The sequence below is a fragment of the Paenibacillus sp. AGC31 genome (assembly GCF_057334655.1).
In genome coordinates this window covers 79,434-104,425 of record NZ_JBHFJH010000034.1, presented here as the reverse complement: position 1 = coordinate 104,425, position 24,992 = coordinate 79,434, and the positions used below count along the sequence as shown (strand labels likewise).

Sequence of the window (24,992 nt, the reverse complement as noted above, 5' to 3'; positions counted from 1 at the left end):
CTGCAATGAGGATCTCTAGTGAAGAATGGCAGATACGTCGGTACCCAGTTTGCGCTTATGGATTTCTGCCAACAGCAGTGCGATGAAATCTCGTTCGAGATTCAACTCAATCGCTTTATGGTAGGAATCCAACAACATCTCATCGGATAACATAGCCATTTCCCGCCACAACCTTTCCTTTTTTTTCCTCAAAACTATCATATCAGAGATTCATATAGAGAACAAGCGTTCTTGTTATCCACAACGATATGTGGAAATCCTGTGCATAGTTTGTTGATAAATGGAAAATATATAGAGTAATCAACGTGTATAGTGTGGACAATATTTATGCACAGGAAGTTTGTACTACTGTCAGAACGTTTATCAGCGTATTTTTTTTGGAATAAATTCATAGTTTCAAGACTTGTTGCGAGTAAATTACCCGGTAATGTAAAATTTCAAACGGTTTTCATAACGTTTTCTTCTATATATTATCGGTTTTTCTTGGATTTTCTTGAGCTTTCCCATTCATTTTCTATTGGGGTCTGGTATTTACTTCCAAAATCCAGATCTTGCCTGAATAATCCAGTCCATAATCAAATCCAAGCTGACCTACACCAGGGAACTGACTTTCCATAATGTACGTACATGTCAGTGTAAGTGAACGCATCTCCCGGCGTTTGTGCCGACCGGATATATGTGGCAGGGATAAACCAAGAGCTCGCCTTCCTGATAACATGGTGCCACCCTTGCTCAGATTCGTCACACAGAGCCCGGGACGAGCGAGTCGTCCTACTAAAGAACGGAATACCCAGCCTCGTTCGGTTTTGACTACTTTGACTCTGTAATCAACAGGTCTCCCTTGAATCGTTGCCAGATGAATGCCTTGCTGGATCAAGTACCTGCGTCTAGCCTTTACACGCACCAGAGAGCGATACATCTGACTGAAACTGGCGAAAGAACGGGTCGTTTTCATATGGGTGTATCGATAAGCCCCACCGCTCGCCGATACCCGGATGACACCGTAACCTCCACCACCGACAATAGGTTTGACATACACCATTCCATAACGACTGAGCATTTGCAGCAGATTACCCGGGTTGAATGCCTTGGTCTGTGGGATATGGACAGCAGCTATCGGGTATTTCATCAGAGCCGCTGTCTTCCGCCATTTGCTTGCAAGTTGTCTCGACATGGGTTGATCTCCTTCCTTGAAACCATAGTCCTTCCTTATACATACTCAACAGAAGCCTTGCTTTCTTGGATGTCTGTCCACGGCAAAGGCCCCTTTTCCATGTAACCTGTCCCAGGGGTGATGGCGGAAACGGGAACAAGCGCCCGGTTTGCTTTTCAAACAAGTCAATCTGTCGTATGCTACTAAGGAATGGCTTGGAAGGGCTTAAATATGAGGATCTAAGGAGCGTTAAGAACAAATGGAAGCATTTTTCAAATCACTTTATGGCGTAGCCTATTTTGCAATGTCGATCGTTCTGGTAGCTGTTACGGTACTTCTCTTTGTCACAGGTATTCGACTGTTTATGCAAAAGCGTAATCGCGGCTTTGCCGTGAGTTGTCTTATATTTGCCTGTTTCATCGTCTTTATCATTGTTGTTATGTTAACTACGCCCTTCTCTGCCACACCGCCGGGTTCACCGGAAGCCATGGCTGCCCTTCTTCACTTTGGGTAGTTGAACTCTGTAGAAGGAGATGCTTATGACACGTACTAATGAAACCTTAGGAATTATTGATATCGGCTCGAACTCCATTCGTCTAGTTATATATGAACTGGATCAGGACGCAGCCTATCGCATCATTCATGAAGACAAATATGCCGCTCGTCTGAGCAGCGTTGTTGAGTCCGATGGAACCATTCTGCGCCATTCTCTGGATAAAGCCATTACCATCTTGCGTCAATTCAAAGCGACCTGTGAAGCGTATCAGACCAAACTGATTCGCGCAGCAGCTACCGCTGCCATTCGTAATGCAAGCAATGTTCTGGAGATTATTGAATGGCTGGAGACAGAGACGGGACTTACCATTGAATGTGTATCGGGAGATCGGGAGGCCTATTATGGGTTCCTTGGTGTCACTCAATCCATTGATCTGGCAGACGGTTACGTCGTGGATATTGGAGGTGGCAGCACAGAGATCACGGTCTTTCGGGATCGGAAAAGGTTACATAGCATCTCCCTCCCCATTGGTGCAGTGAATTCACATGCCCGTTACGGGGGCGAAGATCAGTGGACCGAGGTTAATGCACATGCATTATGCAACGAAGTCATTGAGGCTCTCCGTGGACAGGATTGGATTCGTGAGCATCCTGGTCTGCCACTCATCGGACTTGGCGGCACAATGCGTACACTCGCCAAAGTGGAACAAAAGCGTACCCAGTATTCTTTGCCTGTCAGCCATCATTATGAGATCAGTGAGGAAGCGATGGAGAACATCGCTCGCTCCTTGCCACATCTCACCTCAGCACAACGCAAAAAGGTACCTGGGCTCGCCAAAGATCGCGCAGACATCATTGTGCCTGGCGTACTGATCCTGCGAACAATCTTCCAGTTAATACAGGGAGATCGTTATGTGGTTAGTGGCGCGGGTCTACGAGACGGGTTATTGCGAGATTACATGGCTGGAGGTCAGCCGGTCGTTCCAGACGCGCTGAAGGACAGTATCCGCAACTTTATCCATTTTGGTCCGCCTATTCCAGAGAAACGTCTGCAACGGATTCATCAGGATATGGTCACCCTGTATACGGCATTACAAGGTACCCCTCCTGATCAAGCAGATGCCCGAATCCTGTATGCATCCTCCATGCTGCACATGGCAGGTAAGCAAATTAACTATTTCCGTTATACACAGCATTCGGCCTATTGGATTATGAATGCAAGCATCTATGGACTTTCTCATCGGGAGACCATTCTAAGTGCCAGTGCAGCTGATTATCATCCCAAAAAAAGAACGCCCCAGCTGCTGAATAAGCACCGGGACATTCTGAAAAACTCGGATGAGCGGCATGCTCATCGAATTGGCTCTCTGCTGCGCGTAGTCGAAGCCATTAATCGATCTGAGAGCATCGCTGCGATCAAAGCAACAAAAGAAAACGACTCGCTGCAGGTGCAATTCACCTGTACAGCTGAGCCGTTACTGGAACTTGATGGCCTGGAAGAGGCCGTCAAGGATCTGAAGGAAGCCTGGGGAGTTACGTTAACGCACTCCATTCAGCAGGCTTCCAAGGGATAATACCCATGGCCTCCGTCTGACTTCTCAGCGGGGGCTTTTCATTTTTTACAAATACATAATTGCCACCAGGCATAAGTTCTCTGGCTTTGACATTATCCATAAGCGACAGATTAAGAATATCCACCAGCATCTTTTTCAACTCTGGATCGAATACGGGACACATCAGTTCAATTCTTCGATTCAGGTTACGTGTCATCCAGTCTGCACTGGAGATGAATACATCGGGATTGCCGCTGTTTTCAAAATAAAACAACCGGGAATGCTCCAGGAAGCGATCCACAATGCTAATGACCCGAATGTTCTCACTGAGTCCCTCCACCCCTGGACGCAGACAACATACACCACGCACAATCAGATCGATCTGAACGCCGGCTTGAGAAGCCTCGTACAATTCATCAATCATTTCCTGATGGGATAAGGAGTTGATCTTGGCAATGATTCTGGAAGGTTTGCCTTTCAGCGCATGCTCTGTTTCTCTTCGAATCAGTGCAAACAGCTCATCCTTCATACCATCTGGAGCTACGCGGAACGCCTGCAATGCCTTCGGACCGGAGTATCCGGTAATCTCATTGAACAATTCGGATGCATCTTCCCCAATAATTGGATTAGAGGTGAATAGTCCCACGTCCGTATACACTTTGGCTGTACTCTCATTATAGTTACCGGTTCCTACATGAACATAACGTCTCAGCCCCTGCTGTTCCCTGCGTACGACGAGAATGATTTTGGCATGGGTCTTCAGTCCAACCAGTCCATATACCACGTGACATCCGGCCTTCTCCAGCTTACGGGCCCAAGCAATGTTGCGCTCTTCATCAAACCGGGCTTTCAGTTCCACCACCACCGTGACCTGCTTACCACTCTCAGCGGCAAGTGCAAGTGCCGGAATAAGGCGTGAATCGCCATTGACCCGATATAATGTCATCTTGATGGCCAGTACTCTTGGATCTTCCGAAGCCTCCAGTATAAAATCAGTGACCGGTTCAAACGATTCATATGGATGATGCACCAGTACATCGCGTTTGCGCAGCAGCTCAAAATGACTTTCTCTTGGCAGAAACTCAAGGGGGTAGACTGGCTTCACCGGACTGTATTTCAGATGTGAGAAACTTTCCAGACTATCCACGAATCCCGCCAGAAAACTCAGATCAAGTGGTCCATCAATTTCATATACCGGGTCCTGAATATCAAATTCATCCTGCAATTCTAATAAAGCATCCGGACGAAAATCCTTGCAGACTTCCAGTCGTACAGGAGCCCCGCGGCGTCTGCGGCGCAATTCTTTCTCAATAGCCTCAAGCAGATCTTCCGCTTCTTCTTCATTAATGAACAGATCCGCATTCCGGGTCACTCGGAATTCCTGTGCAGCAAGCGAGATATATCCGCTAAAGAGCGTATGGATATGATGTTTGATAAGATCTTCAATCAGTATGAATGTCTTCTTTTTGCTATTCGCCCGAATGGGAGCCTGAACTACCCGCGGCAGATTGGAAGGTACCTGAACAATAGCCATAAACGGCTCGCCCTCTTGCTCCCCTTCCTTCTGTAACATCACGGACAGATAGACAGACTTGTTGTGTACCAGCGGGAACGGACGACTCTGGTCAATCGCCATCGGTGTGAGTACCGGAAAAATAATTTCATGAAAGTACTGGTCCATTGCGCGCTGCTGTGTCACATTAAGATCTGTATATTCCTGAATGTTCACGCCTTTCTTGGCGAGTATACGAATGAGTTCACGATACGTTTTATACTGTTCGGCGACCATGGTCCCGGTTCGTTTGATCAATCTGCGGTACAATCCCGAAGGCGTGTATCCTGTAAAATCTTTTTGCGTGAATCCGGCCTTGATCTTCTCTTTTGTCTCCGCCACCCTTACACTGACGAACTCGTCCAGATTACTAGCGACAATGCCGAGAAATCTCATGCGTTCCAGCAGAGGCGTTGTTGGATCCTGGGCCTCCTGAAGTACGCGCCGATTAAATTCAACCCAACTCAAATCACGATTAACGTAGTTACCTGTTTTGACGTCTCTATGCATGTATGGCCTCCGAATGTGTTGCATATCTATTCTTGGTTAGAAGTTCTCATATAATTGTACTATTCGTAATCAACATCAAGCGTCAGCGCAGTGTAAACGCTACGTAAAATTTATGTAAATGATACCTCATGGCCGCAACTTTTTCCATCCCTTTACAAAGGTCAATAGACAGAGTAAAGTGAAGTACAGTGTGATTTGGTCCGGTTGCTTGTTCTCATTCCAAATATAGTTGATTAAAGGAGTATATAATGAAATCCAACAAACCTAGAACGTTACAAAAAAATATAGAGTTTTTCACGGCTGCACTATCCCAATGTATGGTAAGCGCGTGGCAGGAAGACCCGGCTGGTGTCTATTGTGAGGTCGGCTGTGGCATTGTGGAGCGAATCAGTGAAGACAGTGTGCGCATCCGAAACAATGACGGAACAAAGAGTCATTATGCACGAGATATCACGATGTTCCAGACTGAAAAATAATTTTGCTTAAATACGTAAAAAAGACTAGCTTTCCGAAACAAGGTGTTGTATACTCTTGCCACAAGGAAAGGAGGTGCGTCAACATTTCTAATGTCATGTTGAACGTGTCCCTTACCCGATCCACTAGCTCAAATTAAAAGAGTCTGGTGGAGGCGCGGGATACGGATCAATGTTTCAAAAAGCGCCACGGGTAGAAAAGCCGTCTTCGGACGGCTTTTTGTTTTCTCTTTTTCTGTAGAGAGGTTGAGAAAACACCCAAAATATTGGAAATGGACCCTTTAGTAGAGCAAACCAGGATGGCTATAATTAGGATGCAACTCAACCTAAATCCGAGGAGGCATCTTGTAATGTTCAAAAATGTAAGGGGTTTCAAGACATCCATCATGTTGGCTTTTGTTTTGTTATTCACCTCCATCATGTTGCCCGCAGGTCAGCATGCCAGCGCAGCACCAAGTTTCGCCAAAGGAGCCGACATCAGTTGGGTTCCCGGAATGGAAGCCCAAGGTTACAAATGGAAAGATAAAAACGGCGTACAACGCGACATCATTGATATTTTGAAAAAAGACTATCAAATCAACTCCGTTCGCATTCGGGTATTCGTTAATCCTTCGAATGATTATGGGAACGGTTACATGAATAAGGACCGTGCGGCTGCACTCGCACAACGTGCCAAGAATGCTGGCATGAGTGTGATGCTTACCCTGCACTACAGCGATTCCTGGGCAGACCCTGGGCAGCAAACCAAACCTGCTGCCTGGAAAAATTATACTTTCCAACAGCTCATGGATGCGGTATGGAACCACACTCGTGAAGTTATGACGGCGATGCAAAGCAAAGGCGTTACCCCGGACTGGGTACAGATCGGGAATGAAACAAGTAACGGCATGTTATGGGAAGATGGCAAAGCATCCACCAACATGAAAAACTATGCGTGGTTGGTGAACACAGGCCATAACGCAGTGAAATCCCTGAGCAGCGGCACCAAAACGATTGTGCATCTGGCAGGTGGGGATGATAACGCCCTCTATGTATGGAATATTGGTGGTCTGATCAATAACGGAGCTAACTTTGACATGATTGCCATGTCCCTCTATCCTTCAGCTTCGGGCTGGAACACCGCTGTGACAAATACGGTAAATAACGCCAAGGATATGATTAACCGTTATGGCAAAGAGATCATCATCTCCGAAATTGGCATGGACAATAACCAGGCTGCAGCTGGTAAAAGTTTTGTTGCTGCGATGAAAAACCAAATTCGTAATCTGCCAAATGGCAAAGGTAAAGGTGTATTCTACTGGGAGCCTCAGGCTACACCAGGATACAACGGCGGCTACGGCAAAGGCGCATGGCAGTCCAATATGATGCCAACGGTGGTCATGGAAGGATTTATTGACTAGGTACGGTGGGTAGAAGTGAATTGGTGGGCAGCGTGGTGGGCGTTCCGGTGGCGGATCGTTCTTATGATCGCTGTTATCCCCAGATTTTTATGAATTCCCCTGATAAGGGGAAAATCCGGGGATAAAGGCGAACGCTCCGCTTCTTCAGAATCGATTCCGCCCCCTCCACTACGTTGCTGCTCGTTGAGACACTTCTAAAACCGTGTGTAGGCAAGTTATTAGGGTAACGAAAGGCGGAAGGCGCTGTTCCCGGTGGGAGTAGCGCCTTTTTTTACGTTGGATTGCGTTGAGGGGGTAGCGTAGTGGACGTTCCGGTGGCGGATCGTTCTTATGATCGCTGTTATCCCCAGATTTTATGAATTCCCTTATTAGGGGAAAATCCGGGGATAAAGGCGCACGCTTCGCTTCTTCAGAATCGATTCCGCCCCCTCCACTGCCTTGCTGCTCCTTGAGACACTTCTAAAACCGTGTGTAGGCAAGTTATTAGGGTAACGAAAGGCGGAAGGCGCTGTTCCCGGTGGGAGTAGCGCCTTTTTTTACGTTGGATTGCGTTGAGGGGGTAGCGTAGTGGACGTTCCGGTGGCGGATCGTTCTTATGATCGCTGTTATCCCCAGATTTTATGAATTCCCTTATTAGGGGAAAATCCGGGGATAAAGGCGCACGCTTCGCTTCTTCAGAATCGATTCCGCCCCCTCCACTGCCTTGCTGCTCCTGATCGGGCACTCCTAAAGCGTGTCGCAATCATTCGAGGAGGGGTGCATCACTCGGGCTGGAGACTGATGTTCTTTTGGCTTACATATGAATATAATAAGTTTATTGAGATAACACATAGGATCAACTTCTAATTGGAGAGGAGGCATAAGGATGAGTTTTTTAAAAGGATTCGGTCAGTTAGCTGGGGAAGTTACTGGGAAAGTGTTGGGCGGCAGCGTGAGGGTTGTTGGTGAAATTGCAGGAAGCCCCTTTATCAAAGAAATCGGGAACGGCGTAGAAAAAGCTACGATTAATACAGGCAAAACCGTTGGACAACTGGCTAGCGGGACATATGATCTTGCCAGTGGTGCAATTCGAAAAGATGATACCGCCATAGACGCGGGGCTTGCCGATATTGGAGGTGCCGTAACCAATACTGCAAAAGGTGTAGCGATATCAGCCAAGTATGTATATAACAGCGGTAAAGATGTTGTTGTGGGCATGAAAGAGGAAGATAAGGACAGAGTGAAGCTTGGTGCCAAGAATCTTTTAGCTGCTGCTGCGGTAACAACACTCGCTGTCGGTGTCATTGATGCAGTTGATGGGACTGAAGGTGTAGATACGTAGGATTTAGATTAGATCACTAATAACACAACAACTGAACAAATACAGCCTAGCAGGGCAACCAAAATATGAAGACAACTAAATGAGATTTTTTCAAGTAAAATCCGTTGTCTCTTTTGAATTAAACACGAGTAGATAAACACTGTAACCACAACGGGCAGATATAAATGAAGATCCGGACCATCCGTGCTTGGTAATAGTTTATTAATATATCTACCTATCGTTTCGTTGACCATCATGAACCCATATATAATACCGATTATCGCTGAAACTGCAAACTGAAATAGTATCTGAACTACAGCATTCTTTACAAAGAATGGATCATGTTTGCGGTAACGGTCATTAACGATCATATATCTGTCGCCTCCTTGTTTTTCGATTACTCTTTTTGGTTACTATTTTTAGTTACTACTCCTGTATTTTACCATAACGTTGATCAGCCTTCCTTTTTAGTTTTTATCGACCTATCGCTCCCCAACAAACAAAAAATTGCCCTCTCCACCTCATTGGCAGAAAGGGCATTTATAACGATTCAGATACCTCTGTTCAGCTTACCTTAGCGAGTCTCGTAGCACGTATCGATGCGGCAGCGTATACGATAAGCGCTGTCCAGATGAGTGCGAAACCAACAAGCAGAACTGGCGAGACCGTTTCCTTGAACACAAACACACTCAGGATCAGCATGATTGTCGGCCCAATATACTGTACGAAGCCTAGTGTGGACAACGACATCCGAGCAGCCGCCCTTGCAAAGAACAGCAGCGGCAGCGCCGTCACCACACCGGAAAGCAGCAGTTCGAAGAACATCGGCGCAGGTAACGTCCATGCCGTTGCTTTTCCTACTATGGCTAAGTAGATCCAGTAGCCCAGTGCGACGGGTAGAACTACAGCTGTCTCCGAAAATAAACCCACAGAAGCGTCTTGCTTAATCTTTTTCTTCGCCAGACCGTACAAGCCAAATGACACGGCCAGCGAGATCGCTACCCATGGGAAACGTCCGTAGTCGATGGCGATGATAAGCACCGCGACACCAGCGATGGCAATCGCGAGCCACTGTCCACGGTTTGGCTTTTCATGAAGAAAGACAACCGCCAGTAACACGTTCAGCAACGGGTTCAAATAATAGCCCAGACTTGTCTCAACGACATGACCGTTGTTAACGGCCCAAATGAAGATAAGCCAGTTAATAGCAATTAGCAGCCCACTCGCGGTAAGGGACAGCAGGGTCGAACGACTGGTCAGAATGCGCTTCATGTCACTCCAACGACGTTGGACGGCAACGAAAATCCCCATAAAGACAAATGACCAGACAACCCGGTGCGATAAAATCTCACCTGCCGGTACATTTTCAAACAACTTCCAATACAGCGGGAGAACTCCCCACATGATATACGCAATGATCGCGTTGATTAATCCACTATTCATAACTGTATCCCCTCTTATTGCTCTGATATCTCAACGGATTATACGCCTCGATCCTCGTTTAAGTAAAGGGGGTAATAGGTCATACAGGAATCCATGCCTAGTTCAAATGACTTTTTCTTTGAGCAAAATTCCCCGTTTAGCGCTACCAAATTATACTTTGTGCTTTTTCTTTCTTACTCTCATGATGAAGGTAAAGATCGCCGCAAATACGACCACACCTACAATAAACAAATCAATATCTTGCTCAAACATAAACCACATTTTGTGTTCTACGTTTACTTGTTGTTTTGGTGGAAAGCCTTCCCCGAATAGTTCAGTTGCTTGATTAATATTGTTCATTTCGATGGTTGAACTGCACGAACTACTACTTAATTCACCATCCACTTCGCTAAAGTATATTAAGTATTTGTTACCTTCCTTGAAATCAAATCCCCATGTGAAGTTAGTTGCAATAATTAGTTGAGAGTCAACTTCAGTATTCCAACTCCTCTCAACTTCCACTAAAATATATCTAATTTTCTCTTTGGTCCCCGTAAATCCCTCTTGCTTCAAGTCGACCTTTACTTGCTTTACTTCACCATAAACAGCTCCATCATATATTTCTAACTGTTCTTGGGGACCTCCCGATTCGGCACATGACAAGGCTTTAACATCTTGTACATCAGAAATAAAAAACACGGTAGAGATAAAAAAAATCAACATGATTATACGAAGCTTCAGTTTATCCACCTTCTTCTCATAACATTAATTCGTACATCTTTATTGACCTCTTTAACAGGAAAAATGTTGCATTTCCCCTGGCCGTTAGGTGAATGAACAACGAAGCAACCAATCGGACACAGTTGGTTGCTCCATTTGTCTTTATTAAGTTACCATTCAAGACTAATCTAAAAGAAATAAAACTAAGATATTTTTCTTACAGCAAACCATAACTCAACAAAATTCAGTCCATCTTTACCACCAGTAATTTCAAATTCCATTCCGTCGACCTGTTCATATCCTGTAGTAGGAAGCCATTCAGAAAAGAATCGTCTATGTATGGTAGCATCACATTTGATCCTATTTTGGTTACTTTCACTTTCCTCCAACATGAAACACGCCAATTACGGTTTCACCATCTTTGTCATACAGTGGAATATCCCATCCGTCTGGTGATCTGCTGTTCTGTATCGCAATAGCTTCTTCAGGTGTTTTTGGTTGCTCGCCATCCATGTCTTTTTTCAGCAGATATCCTTCTGTACCATCCACACCAGTAGCCAAGATTAAATCAGGTTCCGTTTCTGGAGAAGTCGCATATGCGGCAGAACCATATGTCTGTCCATTCTTATTTTTCGGATAAAGAGAAGTAATGTGAAATTGATTCATCGTATTTTTAACGTTTGTATATTGGGATAACCCTGAACCACTCGATACACTAATCATTAAAACCACAAATATCAATAGTATGACTCCTTTAGAATACATCTTCACAACTGTTCACTCCCTTATACTTTTGAACTCGCAGAAATTCCAATGAAGAGAAGATAGCTTTCACGTAATCACATTATCTTCCCATCTTTAGAATAATATAACATAGATTCAAAGGAGTAGTTGGAAGTTGAGCGATGATCATCTAACCTGTCTAACGTTATTGCAGAACTTCCCTCTTTGATAACATAAAAAAACGGACACCGATCTGTGGAGATCAGCGTCCGTTTGTATGTTCCATATTATCATTTAAAAGTGTTACTTCACTTCACCAACAACGGTAAAACGCTCGTTTTTGTGTTGTGGATTCTCGATCTCATCAACCAAAGCAATCGCATAGTCTGCATAGCTGATGTAGCTGTTGCCTTCGCTATTCACGAGAATAACGTCGTTGCCTGCTTGATATTTGCCGGTGCGTACGCCTTCTGGATTAAAGAATCCAGCCGGGCTCAAGAATGTCCATTGAATACCTGAAGATGCTTGCAGATCCTGCAAGTTTTGGCCTTGGTTCGTTGCAGTTGCTTTGTAAGCATCCGGGAATCCTGGGGACTCAAAGACACGCAATGTTTTGGACTCGTCTGTGAACAAGCTTCCTGCTCCACCCACAACGATCAGACGAGTGTTTGGTGCATCCTTCAGGATGTTGATCAACGCTTGTCCTACTTCCACATGAAGGTTTTCTTTACCCGCTGGTGCACCAAATGCATTTACAACCACATCGAATGCTTTAAGATCTTCAGCTGTAAGATCGAATACATCTTTCTCCAGCGTATTCAGGCTTTTATCTTCCAATTTGGATGCATTACGAACGATTGCCGTCACTTCATGCCCTCTGTCTGCCGCTTCTTTCAAAATCACACTTCCTGCTTTGCCTGTTGCACCAATGATTGCAATGTTCATCATGATCTCTCCTTTAAATTATCGATATTGTTTATGTTTGAACTTTATATTGTAACTATAGTTGTTACAACTAGGTTTGTCAACTCTTCTCTCTCAGACAGTATTCTTATTAAAGGATACCCACAAACTGAACTCAATCTTCTAATTTATAAAGATATGAATAAAATCACTTCGATATTTTTCCTTTTTTTATCCATTTATAGACTATGAAAAAGAGCGTAGTTATAGAGTTTTCTACATACAGCTATATAAATTACATTTTAATTTGGAATAGATAACCTAAATTATATGGAAAAAATGACACATATTTTACAATATTTTTCCATCATATATATGTTACATTATATATGTGGGATGGGATATAAAAGAAAAAAAAGTAAACATAAGGAGGTTAATTGATTTTATAATTTAAGTTTACTCTTCTGCATTTGTTTGTAATCAGAGATAACTCTATTTCATCTCACTCGGTGATTTTACTCATTTTAGCGAATTATAATCTATTCAAAAAAAAGGAGAGTTTAGCCATGTTAAAAAAATTCATCGCAACATCCGTAGTTGCATCGATGTTAATCCCTGTTTCTGGAGTCTTTGCTTCTGAAGATGTTAGTAATACAGTAATCCAACCTACACAGGCAACATCTATCACTCAAGAATTACCTAATTCAGATGTATCCATACTGGCTCTATCTTCATACTATAGAGTGAATGACTATTCTAATTTTAGAAAAACACCTTCACCAACTGGAGTAAATATTGGTTCGCATGTTTACGGAGATGTAGTTTATGGCGGAACGGAAAGTGTTGTTGCAGAAGGGATGACATACCTCTATGTCTATAGTTACAAATATCAAGCCTGGGGATGGATTCAGAATTATTATCTCGACAAAATCGTGCAGCCATAATTCAAATGAAGTTAGCTAGCTAAAGAATATTTTGGAGAACAACATATTAACTAATGTAAAGTACTGATTGCAACTTACAACTTCAATCAGTACTTTTTTTGTTTCAGCGATACTTACATATTGTTATAGAAAACAGGACTGAAATTAGAAAAACCTTGAGTGGTTGTTTTAATCTATATCATTCGAATTTCTATGTACATTAGCAAGATAGTGGTGATTTCCGCCTCAGAGTGGAACCCTTCCTTTTTTCGGACCATAAAAGAAAGACCTCCACAACGTAATTAGTACGAGACTAATACGTCATAGAGGTCGTGATTCACAACCCTGAAATGGCATTTCAAGGATTGATAACGTTCATCTTCCGGGGTTGTTAACCTACCGAAATATCTGCGCAATTCACAATCTGCACTGGTAAGGCTACCGTTACATGCTTGCGTCCGTCATCCGTTACCGAATGCGCTCAAAACCACGCCAGTTTAACAATCTTTATCAGGTACGCCCGCGTCTTCCTTCGTACGGAAAGAAGATCCACAACCACAAGTGGCTACCGCGTTCGGATTATGGATAGTGAAACCACCCGTCATACCGGACTCTTCAAAATCAATTTCAAGTCCATCCAGGTATTTCAGGTTTTCCTTCTCGACTACAACCTTCATGCTCTGAATATCCATATACAGGTCCTCATCGGACTCTTTATCGTCAAAGCCCATGGCGTACGAAAATCCGGTGCAACCGCCCGGTGCTACGCCAAGACGCAGGAACATACCAGGTGTCTCTTGCTGTGCAAGCATCTCTTTCAATCTGTCAGCAGCCGTTTCGCTGATGTTAATCATGCCAGGTCACTCTCCTTTTTCATATAAAATCATGTTCAAAAAGGACGCTTTTCAGTACCAAGAAGATGGGATGAAGAAAGAAATGGAGTAGCGGAGCGTAGGCAAAACTACGTGAGCAACGGACATTTCGGCTGAATCCCATATTCGACGCTGAGATGCCGCTAGGCATCCTTCGTAATCAAAAGCGTACTTTTTGAACAACCTTTCATTAACCCTTCTTTAAATTATACTCCACCCCGTCAAGGGTCTCAAGTCATGTTTGCCTCTTTCCGCGTTCCCCCTCTACTCCTTTTTCTTCCCAGTGTATTGAACCCCCGCGACACGAGGTTTATAATGAATAGGTGGTCGCACTGAAATGTCGATATTTTGTCATGACTTATTCAGGTGACGATCATATATAGAGTTGTAATTTTTTTCACATTTCGAGACTGTCCGCAGTCCCCAATGCATATAGAGTCACAGGACTCACTTTAATGAAAAAATTAGCTTTACGTACGCAGCACACGCTGCACCGGGTAAATAAGAGTTAGTCCATATAAGAAGGCGGCAGTTGACCGCATCTTTGCTATGTAGTTCTGTATACAGATCCTACACACAACTCAAATCCGGTTAAGAACAGGAGGAAACAGTATGTCTACATTGGTAACACCGTTCACAGACAAAAGAATGGCTGAAATCGTTGAGAAAGTGCAGAACGGCGTAAGGCTGAACGTAGAAGACGGCGTATATCTGTATGAAACAGATGATCTGCTGACTTTGGGCCAGCTGGCCAATGAGGCCAACTTGCGTAAAAATGGTAAGAAAGTATATTTCATCGAAAACATGAGTCTTTATTTTACGAACGTATGCGAAGCCCACTGCGCTTTTTGTAATTTCCGTAAAGACCAGGGTGAAGAAGGCTCCTATACATTATCCGGTCAGGAAATGATCGATTATGTAGAACAGCATATTCATCCGGGCGTACGTGAGTTCCATATCGTAGGCGGACATAACAACCATGTTCCTTTTCAATATTATGTCGATTCCCTACGTGCTTTAAACGAGAAATATCCGGATGTTACACTGAAAGCTTACACGGCAGCCGAGATTGATTTCTTCACCCGCATCAGCGGACTCAGTATTAAGGAAGTTCTGCAAGAGCTGCAAAAAGCAGGTCTGAAAACATTGACTGGTGGCGGCGCTGAGATTCTGTCGGATGAATATCGCAAAAAAATGCGTGTAGACAAAGCGAACGTGGATCGTTATCTTGAGGTGCACCGTACTGCTCATAACCTGGGCATGCGTACACATACTACGATGTTGTATGGATCGATTGAATCCTATGAGGACCGGGTCAACCATATGGTGCAGATCCGTGAATTGCAAGACGAGACCAACGGATTCATGGTCTTTATCCCGCTTTCCATGCAGCCAAAAAGTAAAAACGCGAGCATTATGCGTCGTAACTCGGCTTATGAGGATCTCAAAACGATTGCGATCAGCCGTCTGATGCTGGATAACATCGATCATATCAAAGCATACTTCATTAATATCGGTCCACAGCTAGCTCAAGTTGCCCTTGGATTCGGTGCTTCGGATGCACACGGCACAATCGTTCGCGAACGGATTAGTCATGCGGCAGGTGCACTCACTCCTGAAGGCCTTACACGTAAAGAGCTCATATGGCTCATTAAGGGTGCAGGACGTATTCCGGTAGAACGTGATACGTTCTACAATGAAATTCAAGTGTACGAATAGGATATAACTCCATCACAACCAATATTGTACCAGCACCACTCCAGAACGCAGCTTTCATTATAGGGAGACGTTTGAATTCGAGTGGTGCGAACTGCTGAATAATATCTTCAATTTTTAACGTCTACTTTTTAATTATTCAAAACCAAACAAAAGGAGCAGCTATGTTATTGCATAGCTGCTCCACAGTTTACAGCCCCATTTCAGTGGGACTGATGCAGAAAGGAAGCCGAGTCATGAAAAATTTCGTCATTCTTGGAGGCGGTTATGGCGGCCTCACCATCATCAAGGAACTTCTGGAGGGTAAAATTCCATCCGATACACAAATTATTTTGGTGGACCGCAGCCCCTTTCAGGGATTAAAGACCGAATATTACGCACTCGCAGCAGGAACCGTATCTGATTATGACCTGCGTATCCAATTTCCAGTGAGCGATAAAGTCACTTACCGTTATGGAGAAGTTACTTCGATTGACCTGGAACAGCGTCAGATTGAATTTGAAGGCCAAGACCCGCTCGTGTATGACAAACTTGTCATTGGACTTGGTTGTACGGACCGTTTCCACAATACACCAGGTGCCGAAGACTATAGCTGTACCATTCAGAGCTTTAGCAAAACACGCGAGACCTACCTTCGCCTTAATGAAGTCAAAGCCTATGGTAATGTGCATATCGTAGGCGGTGGATTAAGTGGGGTCGAGATGGCAGCCGAACTTCGTGAGAGCAGACCGGATCTAAACATCAGCATTTTGGATCGTGGTGAACGTGTATTATCCGCTTTCCCGCAACGTCTATCCGTGTATGTGCATGAATGGTTCAACGAACATCAGGTAGAGACACGCGGGCATATCGCCATTTCACGTGTTGAACCTAATGCTATCTATAACCGGGATGAACAGATTCTAACGGATGCTGTCGTGTGGACTGCAGGCATTCAGCCCGTAAAAGTGGTACAGGATCTGGACGTGACCAAAGACCCTCAAGGACGTGTCGTCCTGAATGAATACTACCAAATCCCGGAATATACCGATGTGTATGTCGTTGGTGACTGTGCCAGTGTACCTTATGCACCTAGCGGTCAAGCTGCGGAAGTACAGGGTGAGCAGATCGCCCATATTCAGCATGCCCTCTGGAAAGGCGAAAAGCCCAATCCACATCCACTCAAGCTTCGTGGCACACTGGGTGCACTCGGCAAGAAGTCTGGGTTTGGGCTGATGGGCAAAACGTCCATGATGGGACGTGTACCTCGTATTTTGAAAAGTGGTGTGCTCTGGATGTCCAAGCGCCATCTCGGTTAGTCGAGATCGAGCTCGTCCCAGACATCGGCTTCGGCAATTTTGGCCAGAATGGCGTTATATAGATCTTCCACTTTGTCCGTGATGACAACTTCACCATTCACCAGTGCAAATGGAGTCATGGAACATTGGCCGCAGTTGGTGAGGCAGCCGTATTCAATCACGTCATAGTCTGGATTTTCTTCCAGTTGATCCATGACTTCATCTGTGCCAAAATGCATATTATTGGCACAAAATTCAATAATCGGTCTCATTTAGGTTCACCTGCTTTGTTTGACCATTTTAATTTGTGGCCATTTGTAATATAATATAGGAAGGAAAGGAGTTGAACAATATGAGCGAAAACGCACAAAGCACCATGTATGATGAGGTATCTGATGTGCTTGATAAACTTCGTCCGTTCCTGCAGCGCGATGGCGGTGACGTGGAACTGGTCGACGTGGAGGACGGCATCATTAAGCTGAAACTGGTCGGTGCCTGCGGCAGTTGCCCAAGCTCCACCATTACCTTAAAAGCCGGGATTGAACGTGCCCTTCTCGAAGAAGTAGAGGGTGTACAAGAAGTCGTACAAGTATTCTAATCAATCCTTCACGAAATAAACCTCAAGAGCCTTTCGCTTCGCATGAAGCGGAGGGCTCTTTTTTTGTGTGCATATGCAGAGAGTCCATTTCATCTGTCCCTTTGACGGGTTTCCACGAACAATCCTTCAATTCACCTTTTAAGTATCCTCGCGCTGTATGGTTGGACGAATCGGATCAAGTCCTCCAGATACATCCATAATGTTGCCTGTTATAAAATCGGAATGATCCAGGCACAGATACGTAATCACTCGTGCAATATCTTCACCGCTGCCTGGTCGCCCTCTTGGCGTTTCGACATCGGTGATGCCTGCCATTTCATCAATCGTTTTCTCTTTGTTCGCACCACGAATGTCACCTGGACATACCATGTTAACCGTAATTCCATACGGGGCTTCTTCAACCGCGAGTGTCTTTGTAAAAGATACCAGACCCACCTTGGCAGCCGCATATACGGCGCGATGAGGCCAAGATCTTGCTTCTCCAGCATGACTGAAGCCAAAATGGATAATGCGTCCCCATTGCTTGCGTCTCATCTCTGGCAATACACGCTGATCCAGTACCATCGGTCCCAACAGATTTCCCTGCACAAGCATCTGGACCTCAGCTTCAGAATAATCCGCAAATAATCGTCGTTCACGGACAAATGGACCCGCGTTATTCACCAAAATATCAATGCTGCCCAGGTTGCCTTCCACCTGCTCAACCAATGAAGAGATATCTTCCACCTTGGATATATCAGCCTGGATGGCAATGCACCGCACACCCTTGGCTATAATCTGAGCCTTTAAAGCCTCAGCTTCTGTTCTACTGTGTACATAGTTAAGGGCAATATGACACCCTTGATCTGCCAGACTGAGGGCCGTCATTTTACCAAGACCTTTGGCACTTCCCGTTATGAGGGCAATCTTTCCCTTCACGTTCATCCCCCTCTTCAAAGAGCAGTCACTATCCAGTATAAAAGATTTATCGTCCTCCTACAACTCACTTATCCACAAGGGATTATCCACCTTTAATTCCAAATATATCTTGATTGAAAACAAACACCTATGGTACTGTCGAGGATATAACCCGAAAGGACCTCTACATGAATATGAAGAACAAAAGATGGATAGCATTTCTTACACTTTTAATGTTGAGTTTATTCACAGTCTTTAGTGCCTTACAGGTATCAGCCGCAAATGAGACTGAACAAGCACCTGATGAGTATGATTGGATTACTGGACCAGCATCTGTCTCTCTGGACGGTAAGGCCACCCTGGAAGTCCCTGAAAGCCATTCCTATCTGGATAAGCCCAATACCCAACGCTCGATACTTAACAGTGATGGAAAACCTAATGGGAACGAAATCGGAAGCCTAACCAGCAATAGTGAATTCGGCTCGTGGTATGTTGTGTTTGAATACGTGAAAACAGATCATATTCATGATGACGATCAGAATTTGAGTGCTGAAGAACTGTTAAGCAGTTATATCCGAGGCACAGAAGAAGATAACAGAGAACTTGATCCTGAATATAGAACGTACATAACGGGGTGGGAAATCGAACCGGCATATGACAGTACCAAACATCAGTTGGTTTACTCCCTTGGTTTCAAGAATGCTGATCAGCAATCCATGGTCAATTACAATGTAAAACTCCTGACACGCGAAGGGTACGTCACAGCCATTCTGGTTACAGATACGGCCAACTTTCAACAGAGCCGTCAGGCATTCGAGGAAACCGTACTTCATAAGCTTAGCATCAATGCAGGATACACCTACGAGGAGTACAATGCTTCGACTGACAAAACATCCACCATAGGGCTCAACAGTCTTCTGATGGGCGGGATCGGATACACAGCTTCCCAGAAATTCAGTGCTCTTCTTTTGATCAAAAAAGGATGGGCGTTGATCCTCGTTGTCGTCCTTGGGCTGATCGGTTGGATCAGATACAAGATCAAAAGCTCACACGGAGAAGAAGAGAAACTCTCTCCCTCCGAGAGGACGTACCTGCAAGAAGCAGATGAACAGCAGCATGCTGATCAAAATGAATTATCCTATTACCGCCAATCTGGACATCAATCTGACGTGGATAAACCGGAAAAGCTCTGACTTATGTTGATCCCCACGTCAGCACAGATTAGGAAACATAAAATAAGCCGTATATCTCTTCAGAAGAGATATACGGCTTATTCTTAATAGCTTCACATCATATCATACATATCGTGAATTATTCAGTTGCAGGTTCAACTGCACCTTTATAACGTTCTTTGATGAATGTTTTTACTTCTTCGGAGTGCAAAGCAGCAGCCAGTTTTTGGATTGCATCTGCATCCTTGTTGTCCTCACGGGAAACGAGGATGTTTGCGTATGGGTTACCTTGCAGATCTTCGATCAGCAAAGCATCATTCGCCGGATTCAGGTTCGCTTCGAGCGCATAGTTAGCGTTGATAAATACCAGATCCGCTTCATCCAATTGACGAGGCATCATGGCTGCATCCAGCTCGATGATATCCAGGTTCTTCGGATTGGCTGTGATATCTTGAATCGTAGATGTAATATTTGTGTTGTCTTTCAGCGTAATGATACCTTCCTTCGCAAGCAACAACAGTGCACGTCCACCATTGGATGGGTCATTTGGAATTGCTACTTTTGCGCCGTCTGCCAATTCATCCAAAGACTTAATCTTTTTGGAGTATCCACCAAAAGGTTCAACATGAACAGGTGTTACAGAAACGAGGTTGAATCCACGCTCTTTATTCTCTGTGTCCAGATAAGGCTGGTGCTGGAAGAAGTTTGCATCCAATTTTTTGTCAGCAAGTTGCTGATTGGGTTGAACATAGTCATTGAACGTGACAACTTGCAGACGGATACCTTGTGCTTCCAGTTCAGGCTTGATGCTTTCCAGAATCTCTGCGTGTGGTGTAGGTGAAGCTCCAACTTTCAATTCAACTGTACGAGGTGCACCTGCTGAATTGTCTGCGCCGCTATCGGCGTCCTTGTTGTTTCCGCAAGCTGCGAGAACCGCAATCAACATAAGACTAAGTAGAGCAAAAGACCATTTTTTCATGTGTAAAACCCCTTCTCTAATCATTTTTGTCATGTGGCATCTGCATTAATGCATATCCATCATGTTATCTATGTGTTATTTCCTGGTGAAAAATGTAACCAAGCGATCTCCAGCCATCTGGAGAATTTGCACTAGAATGATCATCGACACTACGGATATGATCATAATTTCATTTTGATAACGGAAGTATCCATAGTTGATTGCCAGTGTTCCCAGACCTCCACCGCCAACCATGCCCGCCATCGCCGTATAGGAGACGAGCGTAACAATGGTGATCGTTATACCAGCAAGCAGTCCAGGCAGTGCCTCAGGCAGTAATACCCGTCTTACAATCTGTCCGGTCGATGCACCCATCGACTGTGCCGCTTCAATGACACCACGATCAACTTCTCGCAACGTCGTCTCCACCAAACGAGCGAAGTAAGGAGCTGCCGAAATAACCAAAGGTGGTATAACACCAAGCACCCCCGTAGCTGTACCGACGAGTATACGAGTGAATGGAATAAGAGCAACAATCAATATGATAAATGGGACTGAGCGCAAAATATTCACAATCAGGGATAGTATAGTGTACACTGCCCGTGACTTAATCGAAGCAGATCGGGCTGTCATGAATAGCAGTACTCCGAGCGGTAAACCTAAGATAACGGTAAACAAGCCTGATACACCCAAAATTTGCAGTGTCTCTATGGAAGCTTTGCCAACCTCTTCCCAACGTACGGTTGAAAAATCCATCTAACGAAGCACCTCCACATCAAGTCCCTCAGCGGTTAATTCTGATATCGTCCGATCAATCGCATTTGAATCACCCTCGAACCGAACGGTCAGTTGCCCATAAGGAACCTGTTTGATCGTAGAGATTGTACCTTGCAGGATGGCAAAATCCACGCCTGTTTTACGTACCGTTCTAGACAAAATCGCTTCATACGTTTTGTTACCCAGAAATGATATCTTCACAAGTTTGGAAGCAGCACCTGCCTGCAATTCAACGCCTGCATTTGCCAGAGCGGTCTCTTCCAGAGCAAGTCCAGCTTCATGGTCACGCATCATGAAGTCCCGCGTAATCGCATGCTGCGGCTTCAGGAACACGTCTGTTACAGGTCCTTGTTCCACAATGCCACCTTGATGAATGACAGCCACCTTGTCACAGATGTTCTGAATGACATGCATCTCATGTGTGATCAGCACAATCGTAAGGTTGTACTTTTCATTAATGTCGAGTAATAACTTAAGGATTGAATTTGTCGTCTGCGGATCAAGTGCCGAAGTAGCCTCATCACAGAGAAGAACATTTGGGTCACTTGCAAGTGCTCTCGCAATCCCTACACGTTGTTTCTGGCCACCCGATAATTGAGCCGGATATTTGCTGCTGTGGTGCTCCAGACCAACCAGTGCAAGCATTTCCTTCACTTTGCGATCAATGGCTTCCTTGGGTGTATTCACAAGCTTTAGTGGAAAAGCTACATTGTCATATACCGTTGCCGAAGATAACAGATTAAAGTGTTGAAAAATCATCCCGATCTTGCGTCTCTGTTGCTGCAATTCGGTTTTTCTTAGTTCAGTAAGGTTGATTCCGTCGACCCATACCTCACCCTCCGTAGGCCGTTCCAGCAAATTAATACAGCGAATCAATGTGCTTTTGCCCGCTCCGGAATGGCCAATCACTCCGTAGATTTCGCCCTTTTGGATGCTTAAATTCAGCTCGGACAACGCTGTTGTAGATTTTGCCCCTTTGCCGTACGTTTTCGTTAAACCTTTTAATTCAATCAATCGCACTTGCCCCTTTCCAACCACCTACATGTATCTTTACCCGATCTAAAGGAAAACTCCCCTTAAAGTACAAAAAAAGAGCCCTTTGCAGATACAAAGAGGGCTCTTTACGTGAAAGAATATACCTTCTCATCTGCCAAAATCGTGTCTCGCACCATTTTGTAGGAATTAGCACCTAACATCTATAACGAATGATACATGTATCATGTCGTTACAAATCGGTTGCCGGGCTTCATCGGGCCTGTCCCTCCGCCGCTCTCGATAAGAAATATGTTGTTGTAGGATTTTATAAGTTCATGTAGTTTATGCTTTATAATGTGAACGTAACTTTTGAAATATCAGTTCAATCTTTGTCACTGTAACATTCTAATTGAAACTCAGTATATTCCAAGTATTCCGATTTGTCAAAGGGAATTATTTCTTTTCCATATTTTGTTGATATAACTATAAGAGGCTGTTAACGTTTCACAGACCATATCCACGCCCTGACGCATTTCCTGCACATGCTGATTCAGATCCTCCAATTTCACTTTACCTTGCAGGGTCTGATGTAACTGCCACAGGTCATCATGCATTTCAGAGTTCATGTAGTGAATTTCCATATTACGTCGTTTGCGCAGCTTGCTCATCGGTTCACGATAAGAGTCCTTGATCTGTATTAATTGCAACGCAAGATCATGATGCTCCCTCGCATAATCGAACTGCCTTAACACCGTAAAATAAGAAAAATGCGCTTTGGTATTGGAAGTATTCAGCTGGAATATTTCATTTAATACCGTGCCCACTTTATCCAGAATGGCAAAGCAGCGGATAAAGCCATCTTTGTAGAAATACACATATCGGGCATACTCGGCTTTTTCAGTCGGCGTCATATCGTTCGTTGAACCTGCAACGACCTTTTTGCGAAAATGAGCAGCAGCGAAACAGCTTTGCTCCAGTTCATCCAGTGAGGAGATGAGTCCCTGCGTCCACACATACAGCTTTCGATAGTCATGCGTGGGATCATGGTCTACATGCATTTGTCGCTGAAATAGCTCAAGCGTATGCGCCATTGCGTCCATCGCTGCCTTCAATTTACCTTCGTTTATACGTGGCTTTTCCCCCAACAACGTTCGTAGCATATCTAACCTCCTCTTTTCCAAATCAACAAGAATTCATCACCGTAAACGTAAAACATCATCCATTCCGTGTAATTGCTGCATGCCATAGGTTGCCCTGATCCCACTGACATCAAACAAAGTCCACCTGTCCAATGATGTACATCACTGGGTGGTGGACTTTCATGTTTAGCCCAAAAGAATGGAGCTATGTCTTAGAATCGATTAACCGGGCGATGCAGCTTGTACACCAGGAAACTCATATACGTTAAGATTCCGAACAATAGGGCAATATCCAGCATATGAGCAAGAGCTACGAACATGTATACTTCCGGACGGTTCATTGTCACCATCATGAAAATACCAATGACTACTTGCATCAGAATAAGAACAACGGATACCACACCAAGAGTACGCATTTCCTTGTTGTCCGGATGATTACGGTAAGCGAAGTGACCCAGGATTGCGATAACAATCACGAGCGACGCAGCTGCTGCACGGTGAGCAAAAGCAACCGCTACCCCACCTGAAAGCTCAGGAATAATCTGCCCGTTACAGAGCGGAAATCCGGAACATCCGCCGGCAGAATCCGTGTGGCTCACAAATGCACCCGTGTATACCACGAGATATGTGTAAATGGTGGAGAACCAGACCAGATTCCTGAATTTTTTAGTGACCCGAGGGTATTTATTCAGGCGCTCCAATCCACCATCTTTGGCCTCCTGCCTTATGCCCAGCGCCATCATTAGGGAACTGGCAAAAGCAATCAGTGCAAAGCCGAAATGCAGTGCCATGACTGCTGAAGATTGGGAGAAGACGACGGCAAAAGCCCCCATGATTCCCTGGACGATAACAAATACCAGAGTTAAGAAAGAAAACAATTGCAGGTCACGGCGTGACTTGCCGAATCGCAGAAAAGCCACAAACGAGGCAATGGACAACAGTCCAGCCAGTGCACTTACAGCGCGATGGGAATATTCAATGAGTGAAGCCACAGTATGTGCGGGAACGAGTTTTCCGTTACATAAAGGCCATTCCGTTCCGCAGCCAAGGCCCGATTCCGTTTTGGTTACAATGCCTCCACCAAAAGTGGCCAGAAACATGACAAGACAGGTTAATACGGTTAACCATTTAAACAAAGTTAAGTGTTTCAATTTTTTCTCACCCGCTGTTGGTTTAAGATGGCGAAGAATATTCTCCGCTTGTTTCGGTACTTTGACACTTATTTCACAACTAAATTCATTATACCGGATAAAATGTTCATTGACGTCGCGCTTTGTGACAAAATGTTAACGTCTGGTGAAATAATGACCCACAGGTCATTGGTGATATGTACAGAAACGTTTCTTATATAGAACAAGTCGAACACACAAACGCCATTTCCCTATTTCAAGAGAAATGGCGTTCTTTGTATTATACCCTTTTACAACATGAACCTCTCATACTTTTATATAAGTTCAATGAAACATTTACACAATAGCGGAGAG

26 protein-coding genes and 1 riboswitch are annotated in these 24,992 nt (G+C 44.5%); of the genes, 10 read left to right on the top strand and 16 right to left on the bottom strand.

From position 1 onward, the window contains the following. Positions 1–15: 15 nt before the first annotated feature. On the bottom strand, positions 16–159 hold the full coding sequence (sda, locus tag ACE04G_RS22155; protein WP_017692430.1) for a sporulation histidine kinase inhibitor Sda: 144 nt from the start codon (positions 157–159) through the stop codon (positions 16–18). Positions 160–514: 355 nt separating this feature from the next. Beyond that, positions 515–1,174 (bottom strand): YheC/YheD family protein, encoded by a 660-nt coding sequence (locus ACE04G_RS22150; RefSeq protein ID WP_221821022.1) that lies wholly within the window; start codon positions 1,172–1,174, stop codon positions 515–517. 238 nt (positions 1,175–1,412) lie between these two features. Here ACE04G_RS22150 and ACE04G_RS22145 point away from each other — a divergent pair, with 238 nt between their 5' ends. After that, positions 1,413–1,667, top strand: coding sequence for a hypothetical protein (locus tag ACE04G_RS22145; RefSeq protein WP_017692428.1), 255 nt, complete (start codon positions 1,413–1,415; stop codon positions 1,665–1,667). Positions 1,668–1,692: 25 nt separating this feature from the next. Then, on the top strand, positions 1,693–3,222 hold the full coding sequence (locus ACE04G_RS22140) for a Ppx/GppA phosphatase family protein (RefSeq protein ID WP_221821023.1): 1,530 nt from the start codon (positions 1,693–1,695) through the stop codon (positions 3,220–3,222). Here ACE04G_RS22140 and ppk1 read toward each other — a convergent pair. Next, positions 3,182–5,263 (bottom strand): polyphosphate kinase 1, encoded by a 2,082-nt coding sequence (gene ppk1, locus ACE04G_RS22135; protein WP_221821024.1) that lies wholly within the window; start codon positions 5,261–5,263, stop codon positions 3,182–3,184. The genes ACE04G_RS22140 and ppk1 overlap by 41 nt on opposite strands. A gap of 248 nt (positions 5,264–5,511) precedes the next feature. On the opposite strand from ppk1, the gene ACE04G_RS22130 reads away from it, so the two are divergent. The 3 genes from ACE04G_RS22130 to ACE04G_RS22120 all read left to right on the top strand — a co-directional run bounded on the left by ACE04G_RS22130 (position 5,512) and on the right by ACE04G_RS22120 (position 8,457). Next, positions 5,512–5,739: a hypothetical protein gene (locus ACE04G_RS22130; protein WP_017692425.1), complete on the top strand. Its 228-nt coding sequence runs from the start codon at positions 5,512–5,514 to the stop codon at positions 5,737–5,739. Between the two features lie 347 nt (positions 5,740–6,086). Then, the gene (locus tag ACE04G_RS22125; protein ID WP_423804641.1) at positions 6,087–7,136 is read left to right on the top strand and encodes a glycoside hydrolase family 53 protein; all 1,050 of its coding nucleotides are present in this window, start codon (positions 6,087–6,089) and stop codon (positions 7,134–7,136) included. A gap of 865 nt (positions 7,137–8,001) precedes the next feature. Next, positions 8,002–8,457 (top strand): hypothetical protein, encoded by a 456-nt coding sequence (locus tag ACE04G_RS22120; RefSeq protein WP_449003617.1) that lies wholly within the window; start codon positions 8,002–8,004, stop codon positions 8,455–8,457. Positions 8,458–8,465: 8 nt separating this feature from the next. Here the strand turns inward: ACE04G_RS22120 and ACE04G_RS22115 are convergent, their stop codons facing one another. The 5 genes from ACE04G_RS22115 to ACE04G_RS22095 all read right to left on the bottom strand — a co-directional run bounded on the left by ACE04G_RS22115 (position 8,466) and on the right by ACE04G_RS22095 (position 12,246). Beyond that, the gene (locus ACE04G_RS22115; protein WP_339305561.1) at positions 8,466–8,807 is read right to left on the bottom strand and encodes a hypothetical protein; all 342 of its coding nucleotides are present in this window, start codon (positions 8,805–8,807) and stop codon (positions 8,466–8,468) included. A gap of 193 nt (positions 8,808–9,000) precedes the next feature. Then, entirely contained in the window at positions 9,001–9,879 is an 879-nt protein-coding gene (gene rarD, locus ACE04G_RS22110) for an EamA family transporter RarD (protein WP_017692421.1), read from the bottom strand. Between the two features lie 150 nt (positions 9,880–10,029). Then, positions 10,030–10,608 carry a hypothetical protein gene (locus tag ACE04G_RS22105; protein ID WP_486094784.1) on the bottom strand — a complete coding sequence of 193 codons (579 nt, stop codon included), beginning with the start codon at positions 10,606–10,608 and terminating at the stop codon, positions 10,030–10,032. Between the two features lie 345 nt (positions 10,609–10,953). Next, positions 10,954–11,319, bottom strand: a complete 366-nt coding sequence (locus tag ACE04G_RS22100; RefSeq protein WP_221823570.1) for a hypothetical protein — start codon at positions 11,317–11,319, stop codon at positions 10,954–10,956. 285 nt (positions 11,320–11,604) lie between these two features. Further along, positions 11,605–12,246 carry an NAD(P)-dependent oxidoreductase gene (locus ACE04G_RS22095; protein WP_221823666.1) on the bottom strand — a complete coding sequence of 214 codons (642 nt, stop codon included), beginning with the start codon at positions 12,244–12,246 and terminating at the stop codon, positions 11,605–11,607. Between the two features lie 524 nt (positions 12,247–12,770). Between ACE04G_RS22095 and ACE04G_RS22090 the strand changes: the two genes are divergently transcribed. After that, on the top strand, positions 12,771–13,148 hold the full coding sequence (locus ACE04G_RS22090; RefSeq protein WP_221823572.1) for a hypothetical protein: 378 nt from the start codon (positions 12,771–12,773) through the stop codon (positions 13,146–13,148). A gap of 476 nt (positions 13,149–13,624) precedes the next feature. On the opposite strand, the gene ACE04G_RS22085 is transcribed toward ACE04G_RS22090, so the two are convergent. Then, on the bottom strand, positions 13,625–13,981 hold the full coding sequence (locus ACE04G_RS22085; RefSeq protein WP_036605753.1) for a HesB/IscA family protein: 357 nt from the start codon (positions 13,979–13,981) through the stop codon (positions 13,625–13,627). A 630-nt stretch (positions 13,982–14,611) separates the two neighbouring features. On the opposite strand from ACE04G_RS22085, the gene mqnE reads away from it, so the two are divergent. Together mqnE and ACE04G_RS22075 are read left to right on the top strand one after the other, a co-directional pair. Beyond that, positions 14,612–15,718, top strand: a complete 1,107-nt coding sequence (gene mqnE, locus ACE04G_RS22080; RefSeq protein WP_047841294.1) for an aminofutalosine synthase MqnE — start codon at positions 14,612–14,614, stop codon at positions 15,716–15,718. A gap of 233 nt (positions 15,719–15,951) precedes the next feature. Then, positions 15,952–17,013, top strand: coding sequence for an NAD(P)/FAD-dependent oxidoreductase (locus ACE04G_RS22075; protein WP_036673332.1), 1,062 nt, complete (start codon positions 15,952–15,954; stop codon positions 17,011–17,013). Here ACE04G_RS22075 and ACE04G_RS22070 read toward each other — a convergent pair. Next, positions 17,010–17,264, bottom strand: coding sequence for a YuzB family protein (locus ACE04G_RS22070; protein WP_036605750.1), 255 nt, complete (start codon positions 17,262–17,264; stop codon positions 17,010–17,012). The two genes, ACE04G_RS22075 and ACE04G_RS22070, sit on opposite strands and share 4 nt — an antisense overlap. A gap of 80 nt (positions 17,265–17,344) precedes the next feature. Between ACE04G_RS22070 and ACE04G_RS22065 the strand changes: the two genes are divergently transcribed. Continuing rightward, positions 17,345–17,590, top strand: coding sequence for a NifU family protein (locus ACE04G_RS22065; RefSeq protein ID WP_053783253.1), 246 nt, complete (start codon positions 17,345–17,347; stop codon positions 17,588–17,590). Between the two features lie 138 nt (positions 17,591–17,728). Here the strand turns inward: ACE04G_RS22065 and ACE04G_RS22060 are convergent, their stop codons facing one another. After that, positions 17,729–18,508, bottom strand: a complete 780-nt coding sequence (locus ACE04G_RS22060; protein WP_221823574.1) for an SDR family oxidoreductase — start codon at positions 18,506–18,508, stop codon at positions 17,729–17,731. 173 nt (positions 18,509–18,681) lie between these two features. Between ACE04G_RS22060 and ACE04G_RS22055 the strand changes: the two genes are divergently transcribed. After that, positions 18,682–19,680 carry a DUF2167 domain-containing protein gene (locus tag ACE04G_RS22055; protein ID WP_486094779.1) on the top strand — a complete coding sequence of 333 codons (999 nt, stop codon included), beginning with the start codon at positions 18,682–18,684 and terminating at the stop codon, positions 19,678–19,680. A gap of 118 nt (positions 19,681–19,798) precedes the next feature. On the opposite strand, the gene ACE04G_RS22050 is transcribed toward ACE04G_RS22055, so the two are convergent. The 5 genes from ACE04G_RS22050 to ACE04G_RS22030 form a co-directional block, all read right to left on the bottom strand. Then, positions 19,799–20,638, bottom strand: coding sequence for a MetQ/NlpA family ABC transporter substrate-binding protein (locus ACE04G_RS22050; RefSeq protein ID WP_036605748.1), 840 nt, complete (start codon positions 20,636–20,638; stop codon positions 19,799–19,801). Positions 20,639–20,713: 75 nt separating this feature from the next. Next, positions 20,714–21,373, bottom strand: a complete 660-nt coding sequence (locus tag ACE04G_RS22045; RefSeq protein ID WP_036673326.1) for a methionine ABC transporter permease — start codon at positions 21,371–21,373, stop codon at positions 20,714–20,716. Then, positions 21,374–22,408: a methionine ABC transporter ATP-binding protein gene (locus tag ACE04G_RS22040; protein WP_221823578.1), complete on the bottom strand. Its 1,035-nt coding sequence runs from the start codon at positions 22,406–22,408 to the stop codon at positions 21,374–21,376. A gap of 126 nt (positions 22,409–22,534) precedes the next feature. Further along, a riboswitch (SAM riboswitch) is annotated at positions 22,535–22,676 on the bottom strand. Positions 22,677–22,812: 136 nt separating this feature from the next. Further along, positions 22,813–23,529, bottom strand: a complete 717-nt coding sequence (locus ACE04G_RS22035; RefSeq protein ID WP_221823580.1) for a Cthe_2314 family HEPN domain-containing protein — start codon at positions 23,527–23,529, stop codon at positions 22,813–22,815. A gap of 191 nt (positions 23,530–23,720) precedes the next feature. Continuing rightward, positions 23,721–24,659 carry a COX15/CtaA family protein gene (locus tag ACE04G_RS22030; protein ID WP_221823582.1) on the bottom strand — a complete coding sequence of 313 codons (939 nt, stop codon included), beginning with the start codon at positions 24,657–24,659 and terminating at the stop codon, positions 23,721–23,723. Positions 24,660–24,992: the final 333 nt, after the last annotated feature.

Coding starts and splice junctions, on each gene's coding strand:
- ACE04G_RS22045 (WP_036673326.1), bottom strand. CDS start 21,373: ATGGATTTTTCAACCGTACGTTGGGAAGAGGTTGGCAAAGCTTCCATA.
- ACE04G_RS22125 (WP_423804641.1), top strand. CDS start 6,087: ATGTTCAAAAATGTAAGGGGTTTCAAGACATCCATCATGTTGGCTTTT.
- ACE04G_RS22140 (WP_221821023.1), top strand. CDS start 1,693: ATGACACGTACTAATGAAACCTTAGGAATTATTGATATCGGCTCGAAC.
- ACE04G_RS22035 (WP_221823580.1), bottom strand. CDS start 23,529: ATGCTACGAACGTTGTTGGGGGAAAAGCCACGTATAAACGAAGGTAAA.
- ACE04G_RS22130 (WP_017692425.1), top strand. CDS start 5,512: ATGAAATCCAACAAACCTAGAACGTTACAAAAAAATATAGAGTTTTTC.
- ACE04G_RS22075 (WP_036673332.1), top strand. CDS start 15,952: ATGAAAAATTTCGTCATTCTTGGAGGCGGTTATGGCGGCCTCACCATC.
- ACE04G_RS22065 (WP_053783253.1), top strand. CDS start 17,345: ATGAGCGAAAACGCACAAAGCACCATGTATGATGAGGTATCTGATGTG.
- ACE04G_RS22145 (WP_017692428.1), top strand. CDS start 1,413: ATGGAAGCATTTTTCAAATCACTTTATGGCGTAGCCTATTTTGCAATG.
- ACE04G_RS22055 (WP_486094779.1), top strand. CDS start 18,682: ATGAAGAACAAAAGATGGATAGCATTTCTTACACTTTTAATGTTGAGT.
- mqnE (WP_047841294.1), top strand. CDS start 14,612: ATGTCTACATTGGTAACACCGTTCACAGACAAAAGAATGGCTGAAATC.
- ACE04G_RS22070 (WP_036605750.1), bottom strand. CDS start 17,264: ATGAGACCGATTATTGAATTTTGTGCCAATAATATGCATTTTGGCACA.
- ACE04G_RS22085 (WP_036605753.1), bottom strand. CDS start 13,981: ATGATTAACATCAGCGAAACGGCTGCTGACAGATTGAAAGAGATGCTT.
- ppk1 (WP_221821024.1), bottom strand. CDS start 5,263: ATGCATAGAGACGTCAAAACAGGTAACTACGTTAATCGTGATTTGAGT.
- ACE04G_RS22050 (WP_036605748.1), bottom strand. CDS start 20,638: ATGAAAAAATGGTCTTTTGCTCTACTTAGTCTTATGTTGATTGCGGTT.
- ACE04G_RS22150 (WP_221821022.1), bottom strand. CDS start 1,174: ATGTCGAGACAACTTGCAAGCAAATGGCGGAAGACAGCGGCTCTGATG.
- ACE04G_RS22120 (WP_449003617.1), top strand. CDS start 8,002: ATGAGTTTTTTAAAAGGATTCGGTCAGTTAGCTGGGGAAGTTACTGGG.
- ACE04G_RS22095 (WP_221823666.1), bottom strand. CDS start 12,246: ATGAACATTGCAATCATTGGTGCAACAGGCAAAGCAGGAAGTGTGATT.
- ACE04G_RS22115 (WP_339305561.1), bottom strand. CDS start 8,807: ATGATCGTTAATGACCGTTACCGCAAACATGATCCATTCTTTGTAAAG.
- ACE04G_RS22090 (WP_221823572.1), top strand. CDS start 12,771: ATGTTAAAAAAATTCATCGCAACATCCGTAGTTGCATCGATGTTAATC.
- rarD (WP_017692421.1), bottom strand. CDS start 9,879: ATGAATAGTGGATTAATCAACGCGATCATTGCGTATATCATGTGGGGA.
- sda (WP_017692430.1), bottom strand. CDS start 159: ATGGCTATGTTATCCGATGAGATGTTGTTGGATTCCTACCATAAAGCG.